This window comes from Shewanella indica (genome assembly GCF_033842865.1).
In the GTDB taxonomy this organism is placed as follows: domain Bacteria; phylum Pseudomonadota; class Gammaproteobacteria; order Enterobacterales; family Shewanellaceae; genus Shewanella; species Shewanella indica.
In genome coordinates, this window is record NZ_JAWXXR010000001.1 from 721,047 (window position 1) to 744,877 (window position 23,831).

At 52.5% G+C, this 23,831-nt stretch carries 20 protein-coding genes and 5 tRNA genes; 8 read left to right on the forward strand and 17 right to left on the reverse strand.

Annotated features, from left to right (window positions below; all coding sequences use genetic code 11):
• Positions 1-8: 8 nt before the first annotated feature.
• The 6 genes from hfq to SIL79_RS03340 form a co-directional block, all read right to left on the reverse strand.
• The gene (hfq, locus tag SIL79_RS03315) at positions 9-284 is read right to left on the reverse strand and encodes an RNA chaperone Hfq (protein WP_039035513.1); all 276 of its coding nucleotides are present in this window, start codon (positions 282-284) and stop codon (positions 9-11) included.
• An 86-nt stretch (positions 285-370) separates the two neighbouring features.
• Positions 371-1,297 carry a tRNA (adenosine(37)-N6)-dimethylallyltransferase MiaA gene (gene miaA, locus SIL79_RS03320; protein WP_083399818.1) on the reverse strand — a complete coding sequence of 309 codons (927 nt, stop codon included), beginning with the start codon at positions 1,295-1,297 and terminating at the stop codon, positions 371-373.
• Complete coding sequence (gene mutL, locus SIL79_RS03325) at positions 1,290-3,152, reverse strand: DNA mismatch repair endonuclease MutL (protein ID WP_162206745.1); 1,863 nt, start codon at positions 3,150-3,152, stop codon at positions 1,290-1,292. Before mutL ends, miaA begins: the two co-directional genes overlap by 8 nt.
• A 7-nt stretch (positions 3,153-3,159) precedes the next feature.
• Positions 3,160-4,485, reverse strand: coding sequence for an N-acetylmuramoyl-L-alanine amidase (locus tag SIL79_RS03330; RefSeq protein WP_319618970.1), 1,326 nt, complete (start codon positions 4,483-4,485; stop codon positions 3,160-3,162).
• A complete protein-coding gene (gene tsaE, locus SIL79_RS03335) occupies positions 4,472-4,954 on the reverse strand; it encodes a tRNA (adenosine(37)-N6)-threonylcarbamoyltransferase complex ATPase subunit type 1 TsaE (RefSeq protein WP_039035509.1) in 483 nt (160 codons plus the stop codon). The genes SIL79_RS03330 and tsaE overlap by 14 nt, the downstream gene beginning before the upstream one ends.
• A 38-nt stretch (positions 4,955-4,992) precedes the next feature.
• Positions 4,993-6,477, reverse strand: a complete 1,485-nt coding sequence (locus tag SIL79_RS03340; RefSeq protein WP_039035508.1) for a bifunctional ADP-dependent NAD(P)H-hydrate dehydratase/NAD(P)H-hydrate epimerase — start codon at positions 6,475-6,477, stop codon at positions 4,993-4,995.
• 112 nt (positions 6,478-6,589) lie between these two features.
• On the opposite strand from SIL79_RS03340, the gene SIL79_RS03345 reads away from it, so the two are divergent.
• The gene (locus tag SIL79_RS03345; protein WP_162206746.1) at positions 6,590-6,766 is read left to right on the forward strand and encodes a hypothetical protein; all 177 of its coding nucleotides are present in this window, start codon (positions 6,590-6,592) and stop codon (positions 6,764-6,766) included.
• Positions 6,767-6,899: 133 nt separating this feature from the next.
• Here the strand turns inward: SIL79_RS03345 and SIL79_RS03350 are convergent, their stop codons facing one another.
• From SIL79_RS03350 to orn, 7 genes are all read right to left on the reverse strand, one after another.
• Positions 6,900-7,355, reverse strand: coding sequence for a ferritin family protein (locus tag SIL79_RS03350; protein WP_039035507.1), 456 nt, complete (start codon positions 7,353-7,355; stop codon positions 6,900-6,902).
• 198 nt (positions 7,356-7,553) lie between these two features.
• Positions 7,554-7,629: transfer RNA gene (locus SIL79_RS03355), tRNA-Gly, on the reverse strand.
• A gap of 286 nt (positions 7,630-7,915) precedes the next feature.
• A tRNA-Gly gene (locus SIL79_RS03360) sits at positions 7,916-7,991 on the reverse strand.
• 362 nt (positions 7,992-8,353) lie between these two features.
• Positions 8,354-8,429 (reverse strand) — tRNA-Gly (locus SIL79_RS03365).
• A 202-nt stretch (positions 8,430-8,631) separates the two neighbouring features.
• Positions 8,632-8,707, reverse strand: a tRNA-Gly gene (locus tag SIL79_RS03370).
• 122 nt (positions 8,708-8,829) lie between these two features.
• Positions 8,830-8,905: transfer RNA gene (locus SIL79_RS03375), tRNA-Gly, on the reverse strand.
• A gap of 115 nt (positions 8,906-9,020) precedes the next feature.
• Positions 9,021-9,566 (reverse strand): oligoribonuclease, encoded by a 546-nt coding sequence (orn, locus tag SIL79_RS03380; RefSeq protein ID WP_100143110.1) that lies wholly within the window; start codon positions 9,564-9,566, stop codon positions 9,021-9,023.
• A gap of 112 nt (positions 9,567-9,678) precedes the next feature.
• Between orn and rsgA the strand changes: the two genes are divergently transcribed.
• From rsgA to SIL79_RS03405, 5 genes are all read left to right on the forward strand, one after another.
• Positions 9,679-10,743: a small ribosomal subunit biogenesis GTPase RsgA gene (gene rsgA, locus SIL79_RS03385; protein ID WP_162206916.1), complete on the forward strand. Its 1,065-nt coding sequence runs from the start codon at positions 9,679-9,681 to the stop codon at positions 10,741-10,743.
• Between the two features lie 31 nt (positions 10,744-10,774).
• A complete protein-coding gene (asd, locus tag SIL79_RS03390; RefSeq protein WP_039034498.1) occupies positions 10,775-11,638 on the forward strand; it encodes an archaetidylserine decarboxylase in 864 nt (287 codons plus the stop codon).
• Between the two features lie 2 nt (positions 11,639-11,640).
• Positions 11,641-12,531: a DMT family transporter gene (locus tag SIL79_RS03395; RefSeq protein ID WP_405130411.1), complete on the forward strand. Its 891-nt coding sequence runs from the start codon at positions 11,641-11,643 to the stop codon at positions 12,529-12,531.
• Positions 12,532-12,606: 75 nt separating this feature from the next.
• Positions 12,607-15,813 carry a mechanosensitive ion channel domain-containing protein gene (locus SIL79_RS03400; RefSeq protein ID WP_233962632.1) on the forward strand — a complete coding sequence of 1,069 codons (3,207 nt, stop codon included), beginning with the start codon at positions 12,607-12,609 and terminating at the stop codon, positions 15,811-15,813.
• A 6-nt stretch (positions 15,814-15,819) separates the two neighbouring features.
• Positions 15,820-16,539 carry a glycerophosphodiester phosphodiesterase gene (locus tag SIL79_RS03405; RefSeq protein ID WP_319618971.1) on the forward strand — a complete coding sequence of 240 codons (720 nt, stop codon included), beginning with the start codon at positions 15,820-15,822 and terminating at the stop codon, positions 16,537-16,539.
• Positions 16,540-16,571: 32 nt separating this feature from the next.
• Here the strand turns inward: SIL79_RS03405 and SIL79_RS03410 are convergent, their stop codons facing one another.
• Positions 16,572-16,904 carry a DUF3392 domain-containing protein gene (locus tag SIL79_RS03410; protein WP_039034494.1) on the reverse strand — a complete coding sequence of 111 codons (333 nt, stop codon included), beginning with the start codon at positions 16,902-16,904 and terminating at the stop codon, positions 16,572-16,574.
• A gap of 47 nt (positions 16,905-16,951) precedes the next feature.
• Between SIL79_RS03410 and SIL79_RS03415 the strand changes: the two genes are divergently transcribed.
• Positions 16,952-17,878 carry a D-2-hydroxyacid dehydrogenase gene (locus SIL79_RS03415; RefSeq protein ID WP_039034493.1) on the forward strand — a complete coding sequence of 309 codons (927 nt, stop codon included), beginning with the start codon at positions 16,952-16,954 and terminating at the stop codon, positions 17,876-17,878.
• 292 nt (positions 17,879-18,170) lie between these two features.
• Positions 18,171-18,362, forward strand: coding sequence for a bacterioferritin-associated ferredoxin (locus SIL79_RS03420; RefSeq protein ID WP_025009364.1), 192 nt, complete (start codon positions 18,171-18,173; stop codon positions 18,360-18,362).
• Between the two features lie 76 nt (positions 18,363-18,438).
• Here SIL79_RS03420 and parC read toward each other — a convergent pair whose 3' ends face one another.
• Genes parC through parE form a run of 3 tightly spaced genes read right to left on the reverse strand, consistent with a single transcriptional unit; the run spans position 18,439 to position 23,815 of the window.
• Positions 18,439-20,706, reverse strand: coding sequence for a DNA topoisomerase IV subunit A (parC, locus tag SIL79_RS03425; protein WP_039034492.1), 2,268 nt, complete (start codon positions 20,704-20,706; stop codon positions 18,439-18,441).
• A complete protein-coding gene (locus tag SIL79_RS03430) occupies positions 20,706-21,884 on the reverse strand; it encodes a PQQ-dependent sugar dehydrogenase (protein WP_083399850.1) in 1,179 nt (392 codons plus the stop codon). The genes parC and SIL79_RS03430 overlap by 1 nt, the downstream gene beginning before the upstream one ends.
• Before the next feature lie 44 nt (positions 21,885-21,928).
• Positions 21,929-23,815 (reverse strand): DNA topoisomerase IV subunit B, encoded by a 1,887-nt coding sequence (gene parE, locus SIL79_RS03435; protein ID WP_071476826.1) that lies wholly within the window; start codon positions 23,813-23,815, stop codon positions 21,929-21,931.
• Between the last annotated feature and the right edge of the window lie 16 nt (positions 23,816-23,831).

Sequence of the window (23,831 nt, forward strand, 5' to 3'; positions counted from 1 at the left end):
TTAACTTATTACTGTTCGCTGCTATCATCATGCTGCGAGTTGTAGTTCTGCTGACCACCGCCCTGATGATTGCTCACATTAAATGGACGAGAAGGCACAACAGTTGAAATGGCATGCTTATATACCATCTGGCTAACCGTGTTTTTCAGCAAGATAACGAACTGGTCAAAAGATTCCACCTGTCCCTGCAACTTGATACCGTTGACCAGGTAGATAGAAACAGGAACGCGCTCACGGCGTAGTGCGTTCAGGAATGGGTCTTGTAAAGATTGCCCCTTAGCCATGTTTTTATTTCCTTTTTTTAATTTATATAGTACTAACAAAAAGCTTTCTTGTTCGGTTTGAGTATTATACAGCAAGGGCTATTAAGCTAGCGGCAGTAACGCATAAGCTGAACTAAATTCCCTTGCGCCCCACTCTCCAGCCAATTCAACTCCGGCCATCCTCGCAACCATGTTAATTGACGCTTTGCCAATTGCCTAGTAGCAGCGACGGCTTTTTCGACCATAGTATCATGGTCAAATTCACCCTCCAGATATTGCCAACACTGGCGATATCCAACACAGCGCATCGAGGGCATATCCAGGTGTAGATCGCCCCTTTGCTTCAGCTTGGCCACTTCATCGGTGAATCCAGCCTGCAGCATCTGCATAAATCTTGTCTCTATCAACCCATGCAGCGTTTTACGCTCCTGTGGCGCAATGGCAAACTGCACCACATCATAGGGAAGCTCAGGCGATTTAGCCTGAGTCAATTCGGTCAAACTCTTACCGCTGATACGATACACCTCTAGTGCGCGTCCAAGACGTTGTGGGTCATTGGGGTGAATGCGTGCGGCCGAAACCGGGTCAATCCGCGCCAATTCCTGATGCAGCACTTGCCAGCCCAGTTGCTCGGCTTCTTGCTGTATCTGGACCCTTATCGCCTCATCGGCACTGGGAAGTGGCGATAAGCCTTGCAATAATGCTTTAAAATACAACATGGTACCACCCACCAAAAGCGGGGTTTTTCCCATATTGACGATCTGCTCAATTTCCTGCAGACAATCGCTGCGAAAATCAGCAGCTGAATAGCTTTCGCTGGGATCACGGATATCTATCAGCCTATGCGGCCCGCGAGCCAACTCTTCCACGCTGGGTTTGGCGGTACCTATATCCATTCCCCGATAGATAAGTGCCGAATCTACCGAGATGATCTCGCAGTTATGATGTTCGGCGAGTTCCAGCGCCAACGCTGTTTTTCCTGAGGCGGTCGGCCCCATCAATGTCAGCACTCTTGGCTGTTTCGCCTTACTCACTGCCTTCTTCTTCCAACCATTGCTGCCAAGGCAATACCTTAGCCAGCTGTAAAATTTCTTGCCGAGCTTGCTCGTCCAATGCAGAGATCCCCTGCCATATCAATGGTGCCGAAACAAAGCTACTCAAGCTGCTCTGTGCCAGCCAATTGGCCAAGGCCGCTTCCTGGGGCTGCTCGAACCTGAGCCATTGCAGCAGTTCAGGGATCAAGCTAGCCAGCTGCGTGTCCCTCAGATATGGGGGCACTTTTTTGATTATCAACTGTGAATGACGAATACTGAGATCCAGCCCCAATTGTCTCAGCAGAGTCTCCCTTTCCTCCAGCAATGCCGGCCATTCCGGATCGGCATCAACAGCGACCGGCATCAACAATGGCTGACCGGTCAATCCGGTAGGAAAGCGGGCGACAATCTCATTATATCTCAATCGCTTGGCAGCAGCTTTCACCTTTAGCAGTTTAAGCTGCTCATTCTCGACCAACACCCAGTGCTCGCCATCCAGCAGGGGCGGCATCACGGCCACATTTGCTTCAGGACTGGTTTCATTAACCACGCCAGGCGTCGCCAACAAGGCGCCATAACTACTGATGGCCGACCTGGAGGGGGCTGCGGCTCCCTGACGGGGACCGGCACCAGAATATGAACCCGATGCCTTACCGCTTAAAGGAGCTCTATCGCCATATTGGCTTTGATATCCAGCGCTGCCGCCGCTTGAATCAGGCTCACGAAAACGCGGCTCGGCACGGCTGCCATCTATCATCCCACCTTGGTTGAAGCTTGTAGCAGCGGCGTCTGAACCTACATCAATGGGCGCAGCATAATCTGTTTGGCTTAAATGCGGATTAACGTCATCGACCGGCAGTTGCTGTGCTTGCTGCAGAGCAGAGCTCAAAGCCTGCAGGATATAATCGTGCACATATCTGGCCTGATGGAAACGCACCTCATGCTTAGCAGGGTGCACATTGACATCTACCTGATGGGGATCCAGCTCCAGCATCAACACATAACCGGGCTGTTCCAACTCGGCCAAACCGGCAAAGGCCTGCCTGACTGCATGGTTCACCAAACGGTCTCTAACCAAACGGCCATTGACATAAAAATAGTGAGTATCACAAGGCTCAACTTGCCAGGGTGACTGCAGGTAGCCACTGAGGCGCATGTCGTCATGCTGACATTCCACCCTCAACGCTTGCTCGGCAAACGGACGACCACAGACCTGAGCCAGCCTTTGCAGATATTGGGCTTCATTCTCTGCCGGACGATAGTTGCGCACCTGTTTGCCATTGTGTTTCAGCGTCAGGTGAATTTCCGGCCGAGCCAACGCAATCCTTTTCAGCCACTCATCAATATGGGTGAACTCTGTCTTGTCACTCTTGAGGAAACGTCTGCGCGCCGGAGTATTGAAGAAGAGATCCACCACTTCAATACTGGTGCCCACGGGATGGGCCGCAGGCAGTATCTTGACCCCCATATCAGCACCTTCGGCATAGGCGAGCCAGGCCTCGGATTGTTCGGCCGTGCGGGATGTCAGGGTCAGGCGGGAAACCGAACTGATACTGGCCAGCGCCTCACCTCTAAAACCAAAGCTGAGAATGGCTTCAAGATCGTCCAGTGTATGCACCTTGGAAGTGGCATGACGGGACAGCGCCAGTGCCAGTTCATCCTTGGTGATACCAGCACCGTTGTCCTGAATTCGAATAAGCTTGGCACCGCCCTTATCGATTTCAATATCGACCCGGGTTGCACCGGCATCCAGGCTGTTTTCCACCAGCTCCTTAACGACGGAGGCCGGCCTCTCTACCACTTCGCCCGCCGCAATCTGGTTAGCCAGTTGTGGGGGTAATATCTGAATTGCCATCTCTTCCTCAGGCTCTGGGGATAACCAGTTGCTGACCTATACGCACTACATCCGATTTCAAGTTATTGGCTTTCTTGATATCGGCCACCGACACCTCATAACGATTGGCGATTACCGACAGAGATTCGCCTCTAACAACCTTGTGTTTAATAGCGCCCTGCTTGGCCAGCATGGTTCCGGCCGGCGGATTGGCTTCAAAATACTTGAGTACACCTTTATGAATCGCCTTGGCCAGTTTGTCCTGATGGTTGGCATTACTGAGCAACCTCTCTTCTTGAGGGTTGGAGATAAAACCTGTTTCCACCAGAATGGACGGGATATCCGGCGATTTGAGCACCGCCAGACTCGCCGACTCGGGCTTGTGCTTGTGCAGTTTGGTCACCTTGCCCAAACCAGAAAGAATATCGCTGGCCACAGTGTGACTCATCGCCATGGATCTATCCATCGACATATCCAGCAAGGTCATCGCCAGATACTGTTCATTATCGGTATTTTGAATAATCTCACCGGCACCGCCGAGCAGCTCTGAATGTTTCTCTTTCTGCTCCAGCCAACGGCCGATCTCGGTATTGGCCCGCCGCATGGAGAGCACCCACACTGAGGCGCCTCTGGGCTGAGGTGAAGTAAAGGCATCGGCGTGGATAGAGATCAGCAAATCGGCCTTACTCTGACGCGCCAGTTCCGAGCGACGGTTCAGGTTAACAAAATAGTCGCCGGTACGGATCATCACGGCTTTAAGTCCGGGAGTCGCATTAATTCTCTTTTCCACTCGTTTGGCAATCGCCAATGACACCTTCTTCTCGTACAGACCGGAAGGCCCGATGGAACCTGGATCATCACCACCATGGCCGGCATCGATAGCGATAATCACATCCCGCACCGCTTCAGTGGCTGTCGGGGTCACCCTGGCTTTGGCCGAAGTGCTCTTGTCATCAAGGTCCACCACCAAACGATTGCCGTATGGTGCGGTTGGAGGCAGAGAGAACAGATTAGCCTTGGCAGCCCGTTTGAGATCTATGACTAGCCGCAGCGTGCCTTTCTCCGGCGGCTGGCTCAAACGCACCTTTTTGACCAAGGGGCTGTTGTTTTCAACTTTTTCCAGCTTGACGCCATTGGTGCTCTTTTTCAGATCCACCACAAGTCTGTCAGGGTTGCTCAGCGTGAAATAGCTATAGTCAGGCGCCTGACTTAAGTCAAAAACTACCCGAGTCGACTCGGGCGCCGCCCAAATACGCACTCCGTCGAGTTTATTGGCCGCCCAAGTCGGCGCCGCCATTACCCAACAGATAATAAAAAAAGTCAGTTTAAATAAGATGTTATTAGTCTTTACCATTGCTTGTTATTTTTCTTAATAGCACCTTACCCTTGTCGGAATCGGCTTGCAGAGAAATTTCGCGACCAGTATTAGCATATTTGATATGCAGATGTATATCGGCAGCGGGCAAGCATCCCATCCCCTGTTCCGGCCATTCAATAATGCAAAGGCTGCGCTCGTTGAAGTAATCCCGGATCCCCATAAACTCCAGTTCTTCGGGGTCGCTGAGTCGATAAAGGTCAAAATGATATACTTCGATTCCTTCAAGCTCATAAGGTTCCACGAGTGTATAGGTCGGACTCTTAACTGCACCTTGATGACCCAAGGCCTGAATTAAGCCACGACTGAAAGTCGTTTTGCCGGCACCAAGTTCTCCGGTCAGATAAATGGTCAACGGCGCACTAATCAAGGCCGCCAATTGCCGCCCTAAGGCGACAGTTTGAGTCTCATCTGCCAATTGCAGAGTCAAGCTGTGTTCGATAGTCATTTAAGTGTGGATCCACGCCTTACATTGGCCCGTTAAGCTTACAAGTCAGTGTTTACCAGATGGCGGATCCAGGGCATAAGATCGCTGGCAAGCATGCCTCTCTCCCCGTCACGGGCAGCAAGGTCGGCTGCGCCGCCGTGAACTATCACCCCTGCCACAGTCGCGCGGGTGTTGTCCAGTCCCTGAGCCATCAGCGCGCCGATTATACCAGATAACACGTCGCCGCACCCACCGCTGGCGAGCCCGGGATTTCCCACTGGGGCAACAAACAGCTGTTTACCATCATAAATGAGAGTACCCGCGCCCTTGAGCAGTACCACACCGCCATATTGAGCCTGCAGCTTTCTAACCGCTGCAAACCTGTCGGCTTCGATATCAGCAATATCCGTTGCCAGCAACCTGGCGGCTTCCCCCGGATGAGGTGTCAAAACCCGATTGTCCTGGGAGCGTTTCTCCTGGCTCAAGAGATTGAGTGCATCGGCATCCAGCACGCAGGGCTTATCGCTAAGACTGACCGCCTTGAACAGATTATATCCCCAGTCGGCGCGGCCAAGCCCAGGCCCCAACACCAGTACCTGTGCCCAGCCAAGGCGCAGATAAACCTCCATATCCACCAGTTCACAGCCCCAGAACATCAGTTCCGGCCTGTTGGCATTAACCGTAAGTTGATGCTCCGGCCGGCTCACCACAGTCACCAAACCGGCACCGGCCCTGAGACAGGCTTCACCCGCCAGCCTGACGGCCCCTCCCATACCATAATCGCCGCCTATGACAGTAACCTTGCCCGACTTGCCCTTGTGACTGTCCCTTGGGCGGGCATCGAAAAGCCCCTTGAGGTACTCAGTGCCGACTCTGACCACGTCCGAAGGCGGCAGATAATCACTTAGTCCCAAGTCAACAAAATGCAGCTCGCCGCAGCAGTGCCTGGCTCTGCCGGTCAGCAGCCCTTGCTTAAGGGCCGCAAAGCAAAGTGTCTGCTCGGCTTCGACTGCCGCCCCAAGAGCTGCGCCGGTATCTGCATCTATACCGGAAGGCAAATCCAGACTCAGCACCTTGGCCCTTGCCGTATTTATCTGGGCTATCATGCCGGCGGCTTCCGGCCGGACATCCCCCTTGAGACCGGTTCCCAACAAGCCGTCCACTATCCAATCATATTCGGCAGCGGTTACCTCTGATACCTGAGCCACCTCCGGCACGGATTGCTGCAACTTATTCCAGGCTTGCTCCCACTCAGTGCTGGGCTGACTGGCGGGAAAGATAAACAGACTGGCATTGAAACCCGAGTTCAATAACCAGCGCAAACAAACCAAGGCATCGGCGCCATTGTTTCCCTGCCCGGCAATGACCAGCACCCGGCTGCCTGGGGTCAATTTGACAGCCAATGCCTCAAAGGCGGCTTTCCCGGCCCGCTCAACCAACTCATAGAGACTGCCCTGCCCGGCCGCCACCCAGTCCAACTCGGCCTGGCGCACGGCCTTGGCGCTATACAGCTGACGGGGCATATCTGACAAATCCTGGGCCATATCGATTCTCCTATCTCCTGACAGACAGATACTGATGACTTGTTAACTCGAAAAAAAACACTCGTTCACTAAACTTATGCTGTGGCAAAGGATGCCGGAAGGAAGCACAGGAATGATGCTACTGACACTGCTTATTTTAATACTCTGCGTATTACTGCTGGGATTACCCTTTAACTGGGTATTTCCCTGGTTCTGGCTCCTGGCTCTCTGTGCCTTATTGGTCGCCGTCGGCATCTTTCGGGCGCTGACGCTACCGATAAAAAATCAGCATAAAGACTGTGATGATTGATAATCACACTAGCAGTAAAGTCAGTGAGTATTTATGACTTGAATCAGAACAAGTTGATAAAAATGAAAAAGCCCGGTCTGGGCCGGGCAGAACTAACGGCAGACCCAAGCAGATCCGCCAAGTCTGGGAGAAGTTAAATATCGTCCATACGTATAGTACTGTGCACCAGTCGTTGCTGCTGGATCTTCTCGACCCGCACCAAGTCTTCCAATGCCCCTTTCACCTCGGCCGAAGCCGACGAACCGGCAGTTTTTTCCAGTAAGGCAATCAAGCGGTTTTCCAGATCCAGATGCAGATTCAGCACATCATCTTCTGTCATATTGGCCGCCAGCATGGTATCGCGGCAACGCTTGCCGAAGTCCTCAAACACAATGTCTTTGTACCAGGTGTCGAGGATCTTGTTTGGCGCATCATCGATATAGTTTTCAAGAGTTTCAGCAATATGTTTCTGATGCTGTTCAAAATATTCTAGCATTAGTTTGACTCTGGATGAGTCGGCCTGAGTGTGTAATCTATGATAGAGCTGAGCCATATCAAGACGACATTTCGCTATAAATTCAAGGAGTTCACGTAACTGTTGAATACGCATCTGCCTATCTCCATTCTTCTGCCGTCAACGGCACAATTCAATTCGGTATGGAGACATTATGGAAGTAAAAAAGGTGGGAATATTTGAACAAGGTCATAAATCAGTGCTTACAAATGTCGCTACATTAGACAAAACGCAAGAAACCTGCGACAGATCACGAAAAGCACTTTTTAAGGATTTTGAGGGGGAAATAAAGATTGGAGCGACATATCGGGTTCGAACCGATGACCTGTACCTTGGCAAGGTACCGCTCTACCAACTGAGCTAATGTCGCATCGCTTGTTTGCTTCATCATACGAGTTGACAATCAACAAAGGTACCGACCTTCTGTTTTATCAACTGAGCTAATGTCGCATCACTTATCTGCTTCATCATCTAAATTGACAATCAACAAAGGTACCGACCTTCTGTTCTATCAACTGAGCTAATGTCGCATCACTTATCTGCTTCATCATCTAAATTGACAATCAACAAAGGTACCGACCTTCTGTTTTATCAACTGAGCTAATGTCGCATTGCAATAATGCATCCACATTTAAAGACAGTGGGCGTCTGGAATTTGGAGCGACATATCGGGTTCGAACCGATGACCTGTACCTTGGCAAGGTACCGCTCTACCAACTGAGCTAATGTCGCATCACTTGTCTGCTTCATCATCCGAGTTGACAATCAACAAAGGTACCGACCTTCTGTTTTATCAACTGAGCTAATGTCGCATCACTTGTCTGCTTCATCATCCGAGTTGACAATCAACAAAGGTACCGACCTTCTGTTTTATCAACTGAGCTAATGTCGCATCACTTGTCTGCTTCATCATCCGAGTTGACAATCAACAAAGGTACCGACCTTCTGTTTTATCAACTGAGCTAATGTCGCATTACTTATCTGCTTCATCATCCGAGCTGACAATCAACAAAGGTACCGACCTTCTGTTTTATCAACTGAGCTAATGTCGCATCACTTAAGTCCACATTTAAAGACTGTGAGCGTCTGGAATTTGGAGCGACATATCGGGTTCGAACCGATGACCTGTACCTTGGCAAGGTACCGCTCTACCAACTGAGCTAATGTCGCATCACTTATCTGCTTCATCATCTAAATTGACAATCAACAAAGGTACCGACCTTCTGTTTTATCAACTGAGCTAATGTCGCATCGCTTATCTGCTTCATCATCTAAATTGACAATCAACAAAGGTACCTACCTTCTGTTTTATCAACTGAGCTAATGTCGCATCACTTAAGTCCACATTTAAAGACTGTGAGCGTCTGGAATTTGGAGCGACATATCGGGTTCGAACCGATGACCTGTACCTTGGCAAGGTACCGCTCTACCAACTGAGCTAATGTCGCATCACTTATCTGCTTCATCATCCGAGTTGACAATCAACAAAGGTACCGACCTTCTGTTTTATCAACTGAGCTAATGTCGCATCACTTAAGTCCACATTTAAAGACAGTGGGTGTCTGGAATTTGGAGCGACATATCGGGTTCGAACCGATGACCTGTACCTTGGCAAGGTACCGCTCTACCAACTGAGCTAATGTCGCATTTCCACTTACTTTAACCGTTCACACTGGTTACCACCAGCGGAAAGGTGAGGCCGCATTATATGGAAATTTCCATCTGCTGCAACCCCCTGAAACAGATTTATCGTCCGATCGCTCAAATTTTAAATACTCGCTCACGGTAGAACTTCAGTTCGGCGATCGACTCTTGAATATCCATCAACGCCTGATGAGTATTTTGCTTTTTGAAATCCTTCATAATTTCCGGCTGCCAGCGCTTGGTGAGTTCCTTCACCGTACTGACATCGATATTGCGGTAATGGAAGTACTCTTCCAGTTCACGCATATACTTGTTCAGAAAGCGTCTGTCCTGACCAACACTGTTGCCGCACATGGGAGACACACCTTTAGGCACGTACTGGCTCAAAAAAGCTATGGTCTCGGCTATGGCGTCAGCCTCTGTGTGTTTGGAGGCCTTCACCCGCTCAATTAGCCCGGAAGCGCCGTGATGCTGTTGATTCCAATCATCCATGGCAGCCAATACTTCATCGCTCTGATGAATGGCTATCACTGGCCCTTCACCGATAATGTTCAGCTCCTTGTCTGTAACCAAGGTTGCTATTTCCAATACTCTATCGGTTTCAGGCTCCAGCCCGGACATCTCGAGATCGATCCAAATCAGGTTATTTTCATCCGCAACCATAGCTCAGCCCACCGTTCCAGTTCGCCTAAATTCAGGCTTTTTTATTTAAGACCGTGTATCATACTGCTTTTTGCCAAGACACAAAATCACCTTATACTGCGAAGAGCTGCCTGTGAGTAAAAAGAAACCATTGAGCCATGGCCAACTGCGCCGTATGAAAGCCAATCACCAGAAGCGTCTGCAACGTGGGAAAAACGCTGCTGAGGCTGCTCCTGAAATACAAGATAGCTCACTCGGCCCCGAACTGGAGGCCACGGTTATTTCCCGTTTCGGCCAGCATGCCGATATTGAAACCCATGATGGCCAACTGGTTCGTTGTAATCTTCGCCGCACCATAGGCAGCCTGGTTACAGGCGATAAAGTGGTGGTACGTCTGGCGACCGACCCACAAACTACCGTCGCAGGAGTGGTTGAAGCCGTCCACCCACGCAGCTCGTCACTGACCCGGCCTGATCTCTATGATGGCGTTAAAGTTATTGCCGCCAATATAGATCAAATTTTCATAGTGTCATCTATACTGCCCAGCTTTACCACCCAGATTATTGACCGCTACCTGGTGGCGGCAGAAGACACAGAGATCCCGCCGGTGATCATTCTCAACAAGGTCGACTTGCTGGATGAGACTCAGGCTGTTGAAGTGGAAACCGCCCTGGCCCGCTACCGTGCTATCGGCTACCCGGTCTATAAAGTCAGCAGTAAAACCGCTGAAGGGATAGAACAACTGAAAACCCTGTTGCAAGGCAAAACCAGTGTATTCGCCGGGCAATCCGGGGTAGGTAAATCATCTCTTATCAATGCCCTGCTACCGCAGGCGCAGTTGCAAACCGGGGAAATATCGGAAAATTCAGGCCTGGGTCAACACACCACCACCACGGCGAAACTACTTCACCTGCCCAGCGGTGGCGATCTGATTGACTCACCCGGGGTTCGCGAATTTGCCCTCTGGCACTTACCTGCCGACCGTGTCGGCTGGTGCTTCGTGGAGTTCCGGGATTTTCTCGGCGGCTGTAAATTCCGCGACTGCAAACATCTGGACGATCCCGGCTGTGCATTGCGTAAAGCGGTAGAGGAAGGCAAAATTGCCGAAGACAGATTCAACAATTATCACAGAATTATCTCCAGTCTGGATGAACAGCGTCACGCCCGCCACTTCCGCGCCGGCATGGACGACATTTAAGCTGGCAAAGCCCATTTGAAGGAAGCAAAAATTGGATAAAGTGAAGATTGCACTGCAGTACATGCTGCCCAAACACCTGTTGTCCCGCCTGGTAGGGAAACTGGCAGCGGCCGAAGCCGGCAAGCTGACCACCTGGGCTATTCGCTGGTTTATCAAACAGTACAAGATAGATATGTCAGAAGCGGCCCAAAGCGAGCCTGAAGCTTACAAGAGCTTCAACGCTTTTTTCACCCGCGCCCTGAAAGACGGCGCACGCCCTCTGTATCAGGACTCAGAATATATAGTGCACCCGGTCGATGGCGCCGTGAGTCAGTGTGGTCCCATTGAAGACGGCCGTATTTTTCAGGCCAAAGGCCACCACTATTCGGCTCTGACCCTGCTGGGCAATCAGGCCAAAGACGCCGAACGCTTCGAAGACGGTGACTTTGCCACCATCTACCTGGCTCCCAAGGACTATCACAGAATCCATATGCCCATCAAAGGCACGCTGTCAAAAATGACCTATGTGCCCGGCGAACTCTTCTCAGTCAACCCGTTGACCGCCCGCAATGTACCCGGGCTGTTTGCCCGTAACGAGCGAGTGGTCGCCATATTCGAAACCGAGATTGGCCCCCTGGCAATGGTATTGGTCGGCGCCACCATAGTGGCCAGCATAGAAACCGTTTGGGCTGGTACTGTCACGCCGCCGACAGGCAAGCGCGTGTTTACCTGGGAATACCCCACCACAGGGCCGGATGCCATCACATTGGAGAAAGGTGCCGAGATGGGCCGCTTCAAATTGGGCAGTACCGTGGTCATGCTGTTTGCCAAGGACGCCCTGGATGAATTTGCCGATGGTGTTGAGCCAGGTGCCGTAACCCGTATGGGTACACCTTTTGCCAAAATAGAGGACTGAACTTGTCTGCCAAGGGGCAAGCACGTACAGGCCTGACAGAACTTCATCTGGCGGTACTCCTGTTCGGAGGAACCGCCCTGTTCTCCCGGCTTATCCCCTTAAGCGCCCTCGATATCACTCTGCTGCGCTGCATTATCGCCGCCATAGTTCTGGCGCTGCTGGTTAAACTTAGTCGTCAACGCCTGCGCTTGCTGCGCGGCAAAGATTACCTCATCGCCCTGTTGCTTGGGGTGATTGTCAGCCTCCATTGGGTGACCTACTTTGCGGCGATGCAACTCTCCTCTGTCGCCATCGGCATGATAGCCTTTTTCACCTATCCTGTGATGACAGTGCTGGTCGAACCCTGGTTTACCGGCAGTCGCTTACACCTTAGAGATCTTGTCAGCGGTTTGGCAGTATTGCTGGGGGTGATTCTGCTGATCCCCGAGCCGTCATTGGGCAACGACGTTACCCTTGGGATCCTGGTTGGGATTGTTTCCGCCATCTTGTTCACCGCCCGCAACCTATTGCACAAACGCTACTTCACCGCCTACAGCGGCCAGCAAGCAATGTTTTATCAAACCGCGGTGGCAGTGCTGGTGTTGGCCCCTTGGCACAGTCTTAATGCCGGTGACATCAACAACCAAACCTGGGGATTGCTGCTGCTTTTGGGAGTCGTCTTTACTGCGGCGCCCCATGCCTTGTTTACTTCCGCACTCAGATACTTGAGCGCCAAAACAGTCGGTTTAGTCTCCTGCTTGCAACCCTTCTATGGCGCTATGCTCGCCTGGTTGCTGCTGGATGAGTCGCTGACGCTGACAACCGCTATCGGCGGTACTCTGGTGGTAGCAACCGCCTTGTTTGAAACATCACAGAGTCACAAATCACAAGCCCCGAAAAAGAACCTTGGCTGACATATCAAAACCCGCTTAACTTAGCTAATATGAGCTGTCGATTCACTCTTTGTATTTAACTCTTTGAATTTAACTATGGTTCGAGCCTGCATCCTGCTGTTTTGTCTCTTTTTTGTCGCCACCGCCCAGGCCAACTCGCCACTGGGGTTGGATAAACGCCTGGGAATTAATCAACAAAACACTGAAACCCTGTCGCAGGAGCAACAACTGGCGCAGTTGGAAAAAAGCATTCAACAACTTGCCGACACCAACCGCAGCTATCAAGAACTGCAACTTAATTTCGAAAGCCGACGCCAGCATCTTTATGATCTGCTGCAGGAAGCCGCCACACCACTTAAGCCCGAACGCCATCAGGATCTGGATCAGCAGGCCTCCATGGCCTATCTGCGCCTTTCCGAACTGAAAGAGAGTGAAACCAGCCTCAGTCAGGCCAACAGCGCCATGCTCAAGCGCCATAGCGAATTACCTGCCGAAATAGTAAAAATCAGACAGGCCCTGCTGCAACAGCAAAAGAGTCAGGCAGTGGCCGGTGACAATGCCGCCAAAGAGCTGCAACAAGCACAGTTGTTATTGCTGGAGCAACAGCTCACCACTCTGGAAAGCGAACTGGCGGTCAGCCAACAAAAGCGCGAACTGCATCAGTTACAACTGCAACTGGTACGCAAGCAGTTGCAGCAACAAGAGCTGCTTATCGAACAGCTTAACCGCGCCATTACCGATGCCAGGCAGCAGCAGGTCAACGCCACACTGGCCGAAACCCTCAATTCTGAGGCCGGTACTCACGATAGTCTGACAACAGAGCTGAGTCTGGCCAACCAAAAGTATGGTCAGCAGTTACAGCAATTGACTGAGCAGACGGCGCAGACCATAGCCCTGCAGGAGCAGGCGGAGAAGCAGGATCAGTCCCACAGCAAGCAACTGGACAACATCAAAGAGCAGATCAGCTGGGTCAAGATGAACCCGGTTTTCGGTGAGCGCTTTTTGCAGATCCTGCAGTCACTGCCAAAGCCCCCCAACCAAGAACACCTGCAAACCCAGATAGCCGATGCCAGACTCAATCGCTATCAGATTGAGCAGCAATTTGCCGCCAATGAGCAACTGCTAACGACCCAGGCCTATAGCAATGAATCTCAGTTGCGATTGCTTGAATCGCAACAGGCCTTGCTGAATCAGTTATTGAAAGGCTATGACACCTACCTCAGTGAACTGGCCAAGCTCAAAAGCAAGTATGAGCTGCTCACCGACAGTTATCAGAGACTCAAGTCCACCCTCAATGAACACCTGTTCTGGGTGCCCAACGCCTACAGCATCAGCAAGCTGTGGCTGACGGATCTGCAGCGCTCCAGTCTCTGGCTCTGGCAACAAACCGACCTGCCGGAAATAAAGCAGGGGCTGACCGAACTGAGTCCATACTGGTCCTGGTGGATCATCCTGGCGGTGTTGTGTCTGGTAGCACAGGATATTCTCACCCCCAGATTCAAGACCATGATGCGCGAATGTGAGGCGCCGGTCGGCAAGGTGACCCAGGATAAGTTCATCTACACCATCCAAGCGCTGCTAATCAGCGCCGGTTACAGCTTGTTCAAACCCTTTCCCATAGTGGCGGCTGGCTTGATTATGCTGCAGTCCGACAGTAACCCCATTCAAGCCATAGGTATGGGCGTGCTGGCTATAGGCAGCCTGTACCAGCTCTATCGCTTCATCTATCTGCTGGCACTGGACAAGGGCCTGCTCATAGGCCATTTCAAACGGCCACAAGAGGTGATCCGCCAGGGCCAGCAGCGTTTTCGCCGCTTTATTATCATGACCATGCCCTTGGTGGGCGTCATGGGCTTTACCGAAATTCTCGACTCTTCTCTGGTGCGCAACAGCATAGGCCGCGGCGCCTTTATTCTGTTCTGTATCATGCTGTTTATGCTCTATCGGGACGTACTGACTCTGTCCCGTCGCTATCGTGAAAGCCATCTGGACGACAAGAATAAGCGTCTGCTGCAAAAGCTATTGTGGCTACTGTTGTTGCTGGTGCCGCCACTGAGCGCCGTGTTGGCATTCAGAGGCTACTACTTCACCGCCTTCCAGATGCTGCTGCAGCTGCAGCTTTCTTTACTGCTGGGACTCGGCTTTCTGTTGCTGTACCAGTTGCTGAAACGCTGGATGTTGATTGAAAGGCGCCGCATCGCCTTCGATCGCGCCAAGGCCCGCCGGGCCGAGCGTCTGGCGCAGCGGGAAAAAGGTGATACCTCATCAAGCAACAACGATCATCAGGACACCTATGAAGAGCCGGTTGTCGATTTGGAAACCATGTCCAGCCAATCACTGGGGTTGGTGAGATCCCTGCTGCTGCTGGCGTTTCTCGCCTGCCTGGTCGGCCTGTGGACCCAAACTCATACCGCCCTATTCAGCTTCCTTGATGGCATTACTCTTTGGACTACAACGACTACCGGAATAGGCGGAGTCGAGCAACCGCTACCCATCACCATGAAATCACTGGTATTTGGCGCTATCGTGGTCGGCTTTTCCATGATGATAGCCACCAACCTGCCCGGCCTGTTGGAGCTGACTATACTGCAAAAACTGGATCTCTCCCCGGGAACCGGCTTTGCCATCACCACTGTGACCCGTTACCTGGTGGTCTTTATCGGTATTGTCATCGGCTTTGCCACCCTGGGGATGGAGTGGTCCAAGCTGCAATGGTTAATTGCAGCGCTGACTCTGGGTCTTGGTTTTGGTCTGCAGGAGATCTTCGCCAACTTTATCTCGGGCCTTATCATACTGTTTGAAAAGCCGGTGCGGATCGGCGATACCGTCACTATTCGCGACCTTACAGGTACGGTATCCAAGATCAAAATCCGCGCGACCACCATCATAGATTGGGACAGAAAAGAAATTATCATCCCCAACAAGGCCTTTATCACAGAGCAGCTAATTAACTGGTCGCTGTCGGATCCCATTACCCGGGTGATCATCTATGTTTCGGTCGCCAGGGATTCAGATCCCGCTAGAGTGGAGGCCGCGCTCTACCAGGCGGTGAAAGAGTGTGAGAACGCACTGGAGACCCCAGAACCGGAAGTCTGGTTCGCCGGTTTCGGCAAGCACACTCAAGACTATGAAGTCAGGGCTTATGCCAAAGATATGTCTTCCCGCTGGCCGCTGCGCCACGATCTGCATAAGCGGATCAGCAAGAAGCTCAAGGAGAATCAGTTGGAGCTGGCCTACCCTCAGCTCGAAGTGCATATCAGCAACACGCACAACAAAGACACCAGCGGTATTATCAGAGGTTAATCGCAGATGTTGATTTTCGCACACCGTGGCGCCAGTGGTTATGCGCCGGAAAACACCCTTAAGGCGATGGCGCTGGCACTAGAGCTTGGTTGTGATGCAGTTGAACTGGACGTGCACCACGCCGATGGTGAGCTCTGGGTGTTTCATGACCGCCGTTTGAGTCCCAAGAGCGACGGCAAAGGGCTGCTCGCGCAGCAAAGCAGCAGCTATCTAAGACAGCTGAGGGTCGAGGGAGAGCCTATCCCTACCCTGCGCCAGGTACTTGAGCTTATCGAGGGGCGCATGACGGTCAACATAGAGCTCAAGGGAATAGGTTGCGTCGAGCCTTTTATCCAGCAATACCCGCAGCTACTGCAACTCGGATATCAGCCAGAGCAACTACTGGTGTCTTCATTCAATCATCTCTGGCTCAAACAGGTAAAACAGCAGTTGCCCGACGTACAGGTAGCGCCACTGCTCGAGGGGATAGCGCTCAACCAAGCCGCCGTGGTCAGTGAGCTCAAAGCCTGGTCACTGCATCTGGATATCAGCTTTATCAGCCGTGAACTGGTTGCCGATGCTCATCAGCGCGGCGCCAAAGTGTATGTCTATACCGTAGATGATGCCGATGATATCAGGGCGCTGGCGGCGCTGGGGGTAGATGGAATTTTTGCCAACTATCCAGACAAAGCCGCCGCCGCATTGACTCAGGAGTCACAAACCGACTACCGCCACTGGTTTGAGTGAGCAGTCGTTTGAATGATCTCTGGTTAGATTGTTCAACTCTGGTTGTTGCGCTGGGCCCAGCCGCCGACAAAAATAAAAGTGCCACTGACCAAGAGTAAAGTCCACAGCGCCGGTAGGTGCGCCAGCTGCCTGGCGAGCCAGGGGCTAAGAGCCACTATCAGCATGCCGTAACCAAAGGCGTTGACCAGAATAAAGATCAGCGTGCGCAGTACAAAATTGCGTGCCCCGAGCTTACGGCGCAGAAAACGGTTGAAGTCGGCACCGAACACCAAAATGACGCAGGCAACCATGGCGGTAGCTATCTCATTAAGCCAGGGATAGAGCTGACTGCCCAGCTGGGTCAGTAGTTGCGTAACTGAATCCATTAAAATATAAATCCATAAAAATAACGAAAACAACAAGGACAGATACTATGGCATACAAGCTGCTGTTACTCACCCGGGAAAATGCTGAATATCGACAGTTGTTGTCCGAAAAATCACTTCCTGGCCTCACTATCCTTGGCGATGACCCGGCCAATATCGCCAGTGCCGATATCTGGCTGGCCGAGCCGGCTCTGGCCCAACCGCTGCTGAGTCACGGCAAGAATCTCAGCTGGTTGCAATCAACCTTCGCCGGTGTCGATAAACTGCTTGGCGCTAAAACCAGAAAAGACTACCTGCTGACCAATGTGAAGGGGATCTTCGGCCCCTTGATGAGTGAATATGTGTTCGGTTATCTGCTCGCCGAAGTTCGCCAACATGCGCTGTATCATCACCAGCAGCAGGAGAAATACTGGCACCCAGGTCCTCTGGCCACCTTGCAGGGGATGAAGATGCTGATCCTGGGCACGGGTTCCATCGGCGAGCACCTGGCCGCCAGCGCCAAACACTTCAAAATGCAGGTCTGGGGCATGAACCGCAGCCAAAGGGCCGTCGCGGGCTTTGATTGCATCATCAGCCCGGCCCAGCTCGATGAGCTTTTGCCCCAGGCCGATGTGGTTGTCAACACTCTGCCGAGCACTCAGGAGAGCCGAGGCTTGCTGAGCAAAGAAAGACTGGCACTACTCAAAGACAGCGCGATACTGTTCAACATAGGCCGCGGCGACGCCCTAGATCTCGATGCCCTGGTGGTCGAACTCGGCCGCAGAAACCGGCTTAAAGCCGTGCTGGATGTGTTTGCCCAGGAGCCGCTGTCACCGCTGCACCCCATCTGGGATCGCCCCAATGCGGTAATCACTCCCCATATTTCAGCGCCCAGCTTCCCGTCTCAGGTGGTCGATATCTTCGCCCGCAACTATCACCACTATCTCAATGCCGAATCACTGGAGAACCTGGTGTACTTCGACAGAGGTTACTAATCCTTCCTCTATCGCGCCCATTCCTCCGGGCGCGGTGCTATTTTCTGACTAAAGACCTAAGGAAGTTCTTGCAAAGGACTAGAGCCATTTGCTGCGAACCACGCCTTGCATCCAAGCCCGTAAGCCGACGCAGATCACACATGAGACTTGTTCGCACCTTCCCTAATAACCAACTAAAGGGTGATCTACCCTAAAATATATCCAAGCGTTATTAGTATTGATAACGGTTTTCATTTAGAATTGCGTATTGAAAAATAACGTCCACTTACCAGCAGTAACCGGAGCCCGATAAATGTACGTTTGTCTGTGTCATGCAATTACGGATACCCAGATAAAGCAGGCAGTCAGCCAGGGAGATGTTAGCCTCAGCGAGGTGAAAAAACGCCTCGGGGTGGGTGATCAATGCGGTAAGTGTGTACGGATGGCGACGCAAATCATCCAAAATCAGCTGGATCTTGAGCCCAATTATTACGAAGTCGCCTGATATATCAGGTAAAAAACAAAAGCCGCATCATGATGCGGCTTTTGTGGTTTTTGGGCCGGGCTACTTTTGGGTCGGGCTACAGCGCCGGTTCCTCCACACTGACTTCAACACTGTCGACTCTTTGCAACCCTCTAGGCAGCTTGGCACCGCGGCGGCCACGCTCACCACGATAATGCTCCAGATCGCTGCTCTTTAGTGTCAGCTTACGCTTGCCGGCCCAAAGGGTGACATTGGCGCCTTCCGGCACCAAGTAAAGGTGAGTCACCAACTCTTCACGGTTTTTCGCCCGCTCCGATGGAATGCCGATGATCTTATTGCCCTTGCCCTTGGCCAACTGCGGTAGTGCCTCCATGGAGAACATCAGCATCCGCCCTTCATTGGTGATGGCCAGAATCGAACTGGGTCTGGACTTGTCCAGTTTACGTGGCGTCAAAGCCTTGGCATTGGTCGGCAGCGTCAGCAAAGCCTTACCCGCCTTGTTGCGCGACACCATGTCCTTAAAGGCGCAGATAAAGCCGTAACCGGCATCACTCGCCAGCAGGAAGCAGTTATCATCATCCCCGAGCAATACGTGCTCCATGCTCTCCCCCGGGGCCAGATTGAATCTGGTGGTAATAGGTTCCCCTTGGCTGCGGGCCGAAGGCAGAGTATGGGTATCCGTGGCGAAGGCACGCCCGGCGCTGTCAATAAACACAGATTGCTGGTTGCTGCGTCCGGCCGCGGCGCAGAGGAAGCTGTCACCTGCCTTGTAGGACAACCCGGCAGCGTCGATATCATGGCCCTTGGCACAGCGTACCCAACCCTTTTCAGATAGCACCACAGTCACGGGCTCGGTTGGCACCAACTCCTGCTCCGACAACGCTCTGGATTCGCTTCTCACCACCAGTGGCGAGCGGCGGTCATCACCATAGGTTTCCGCATCTGCCTGCAACTCTTTCTTGATCAAGGTCTTCAAGCGGCGTTCCGAACTGAGCAGCAGTTGCAGCTTTTCCCGCTCGGCTTCGAGCTCATCCTGCTCACCACGGATCTTCATCTCTTCCAGCTTGGCCAAATGGCGCAGCTTGAGCTCCAGAATCGCTTCGGCTTGCTTATCTGTCAGCCCAAAGCGGCGCATCAATTCGGCCTTGGGTTCATCGTGAAAGCGGATGATCTCTATCACTTCATCGATATTGAGGAAGGCAATCATCAAGGCTTCAAGAATATGCAACCTGGCCAGTACTTTATCCAGACGGAATTCCAGACGGCGGCGCACTGTATGAATTCGAAACTCCAGCCACTCACTCAAGAGTTGCTTGAGGCCCTTGACCTGGGGCCGACCATCGAGACCGAGCACATTGAGGTTGACCCTATAGCTCTTTTCCAGATCTGTGGTGGCAAACAGGTGCGCCATCATCTGTTCGATATCGACCCGGTTGGATCTCGGCACTATTACCAAGCGCACCGGACTTTCATGGTCCGATTCATCGCGCAAGTCTGTCACCATGGGCAACTTCTTGGCCTGCATCTGCGCCGCCAACTGCTCGAGGATCTTGCTGGAGCTGGCCTGGTGCGGCAAAGCCGTTATTACCACTTCACCGTTTTCCACTGTGTAAACCGCACGGGCCTTGATTGATCCGCGGCCCGACTCATAGACCTTGGCAATTTCAGCGCTCGGGGTAATGATTTCGGCCGCAGTCGGATAATCGGGCCCGGGCACCAATTCCATCAGCCGCGGCAGATCAGCTTTGGGATTATCCAGCAGCTCGATACAGGCGCTGGCCAGCTCGCGGGCGTTATGGGGCGGGATATCCGTCGCCATACCCACAGCGATACCGGTAATACCGTTGAGCAAAATATGCGGCAGTCTGGCCGGCAGTACCAAGGGCTCTTTCAGGGTGCCGTCAAAGTTGACGCCCCAGTCCACTGTACCTTGACCGAGTTCGCTAAGCAGCACCTCGGAAAACTTGGATAACCTGGCTTCGGTATAACGCATGGCCGCAAACGACTTGGGATCGTCCGGTGCCCCCCAGTTACCCTGACCATCCACCAAGGGATAGCGATAGGTAAAGGGCTGCGCCATCAGTACCATAGCTTCATAACAGGCGCTGTCGCCGTGCGGGTGATACTTACCCAGCACGTCACCCACGGTACGGGCCGACTTCTTGTATTTGGCCGCCGCCGATAATCCCAGCTCGCTCATGGCGTAGACAATTCGCCGTTGCACCGGCTTAAGGCCATCGCCGATATGGGGCAAGGCCCGATCCATGATCACATACATGGAATAGTTGAGATACGCCTCTTCGGTGAAGCGCCTGAGCGGCATCTGCTCCACGCCATCCAGGCTCAAGGCTATCGCATCACTCATTATTTATTTTCCTGTTCAGGTGCCGGCGCATAGTCCGACTCAGATTCAGCATCTTCTGCACCAGTGTCTTTGTAATACAGGCGGTAAATGTTTCCCTTCAGATCATCCGAAATATAGACGGCGCCATCCGGGGCTATCGCCAGTGAATGGGGTCTGGCCACCGGAAACTCACCATCGAGAAAACTCACCAGGGTGCGGCGATTGCTCACCTGGCGGCCATCGGTTTCCAACACCACTATCTGATAACCCACCTTGCTGGAACGGTTCCAGGAGCCGTTCTCTGCCAATAAAATCCGGTTATGGTATTCAGCGGGAAACTGGTTTCCGCGATAAAACAGCATCCCCATAGGGGATACATGGGCCGGCAGTTCATAGACTGGCTTGGTGATATTCAGGCTCTTGGGTTCTTCATAGGCAGGTTCCTGTACATCTTTGCCATGTACATAAGGGAAACCATAATGCGCCCCGGCAACGTCAACCCGGTTGATTTCATCAGGAGGCAGATTATCCCCCATCCAATCACGGCTCATATCGGCAAACCAAAGGCGGTTATCCAGTGGCGACCAGTCAAAACCTATGACATTACGTATTCCGAGTGCTATCTGCTGACTCCCGCCCGAGTCTACATTCACGGCAATGATGCTGCCAAAAGGGGCGCTGGGCTCACACACATTACAAGGGGCGCTGATAGCAATATAGAGCCTGCCATCCGGACCAAAGCGCATGGCTCTGGCACTCTTTCTGCCGTTGCCCGGCAGTTGATCATAGACTTCCCGAGCGCGCGGAGGACGTCTGAGCCTAGGTTCAATATCCTGGTACACCACCACTCTATCTTCCAGGGCAACATAAAGGTCACCCTTGTGAAAAGCCAAGGCTTCCGGGTAATCCAAGCCCTTGGCTATCAGATAACGTTTATCGACCCGGCCATCATGGTTACTGTCGACCAAAGCGTGAATCGTACCGCTCTTGTGAGAACCGACAAACAGAGTGCCTTCATCTCCTACTGCCATCTGTTTGGCATCGCCAACATCTGTAGCATAAAGAGAAACACCAAAGCCTTTAGTCACGGTAATGATCATCGACTGAGATGCATGGGCCGCTGCGCTCAGCAACACAGCTCCCAACAGGAGCAAGCCTCCACCGGCCGCGATACCGATTCTGTTATTCAGGTTCATCATATCCTTGCCTTTAAATTTTATAGTTATTGGCACATCAAGGGCGATTACAGCTGAGCAAGGTCTCCCTTGGTTTCCAGCCACGACTTGCGATCACCCGAACGCTTTTTGGCCAGCAACATGTCCATCAATGCCACCGTCTCGTCGACATCGTCTATCGTCAGCTGCACCAATCTACGGGTGTTGGGATCCATGGTCGTTTCCCTCAGTTGCAGTGGGTTCATCTCACCCAGACCTTTAAAGCGGGTGACCTGCACTTTACCTTTCTTGTTGTCTGCGGCAATCCGGTCAAGAATGCCTTGCTTTTCAGGCTCATCCAAAGCGTAAAACACTTCTTTGCCGATATCGATACGAAACAGTGGCGGCATGGCGATATACACATGCCCCTTTTCAACCAAGGTGCGATAGTGCTTCAGAAACAGCGCGCACAGCAAGGTCGCTATGTGCAAACCGTCTGAGTCGGCATCGGCGAGAATACAGATCTTGCCGTATCTGAGTTCGGAAATATCGTCGCTGTCGGGATCGCAGCCTATGGCCACTGAGATATCGTGCACTTCCTGAGAGGCCAGCACCTGGCTCGCTTCCACTTCCCAGGTGTTGAGGATCTTACCCCGCAGCGGCATGATCGCCTGAAATTCTCTGTCTCTGGCCTGTTTGGCACTGCCACCGGCCGAGTCCCCTTCCACCAAAAACAACTCGGAACGCGCCGGGTCCTGGCCGGTACAGTCGGTCAGTTTACCGGGCAGAGCAGGGCCGGAAGTGACCTTCTTGCGGGCAACTTTCTTCGCCGCCCTGAGACGCTTCTGGGCGTTATTGATGCACATTTCGGCCAGCAGTTCGGCCTGATCTGTGTTGCTGTTGAGCCAGAGGCTGAAGGCATCACGCACCACACCCGACACAAATGCAGAGCACTGGCGGCTGGAGAGTTTCTCCTTGGTCTGACCGGCAAATTGCGGATCTTGCATCTTCACCGACAGAATAAAACTGGCCTTGTCCCAGATATCTTCCGGGCTAAGCTTAATTCCTCTTGGGATCAGGTTGCGAAACTCACAGAATTCACGCATCGACTCGAGCAGTCCCTGACGGAAACCGTTCACATGGGTACCACCAAGCGGCGTTGGGATCAGGTTAACATAGCTTTCGCTGATACTGTCTCCGCCCTCGGGCAGCCAGGTAATGGCCCAATCGGCGGCTTCCAAATTGGTTTTGATACTACCAACAAAAGGCTCCTGTGGCAGAGCCGGAGCCTCTTTAAGGGAATCTTTCAGATAGTCGGTCAGGCCCTCTTCATAAAACCACTCATGGACCTCAGCGTTTTGTTTGTTGGTGAAACGAATTCTGAGCCCGGGGCAGAGCACTGCCTTGGCCCGCAACAGGTAAGTCAGCTTGGTGACCGAAAAGTTGGGCGAATCAAAATAGCTGGGCTCAGGCCAGAATTGCACCCGGGTGCCGGTATTGCGGCGCCCGCAGGTACCGGTTTCCCTGAGACTCTCGACCTTATCGCCATGCTCGAAGGCCATTTCATAGACTTTGGCATCGCGGCGCACAGTGATCTCGACTCTTCGAGAAAGAGCGTTGACCACAGAGATCCCCACCCCGTGCAAACCACCGGAAAATTGATAGTTTTTGTTGGAAAACTTACCACCGGCGTGCAATTTGGTCAGGATCAGCTCGACCCCGGGGATCCCCTCCTCAGGGTGAATATCCACCGGCATACCACGGCCATCGTCTGTAACTTCAAGGGAGTTGTCTGTGTGCAACACCACATCGATTCGAGTTGCAAACCCGGCCAAGGCCTCATCGACACTGTTATCTATGACTTCCTGACCCATATGGTTGGGTCGAGTGGTATCGGTATACATGCCGGGACGGCGTTTTACCGGATCCAGTCCGTTCAGTACTTCAATGGCATCGGAGGTGTATTGATTGGTCATAGCGCACACTGTCTTT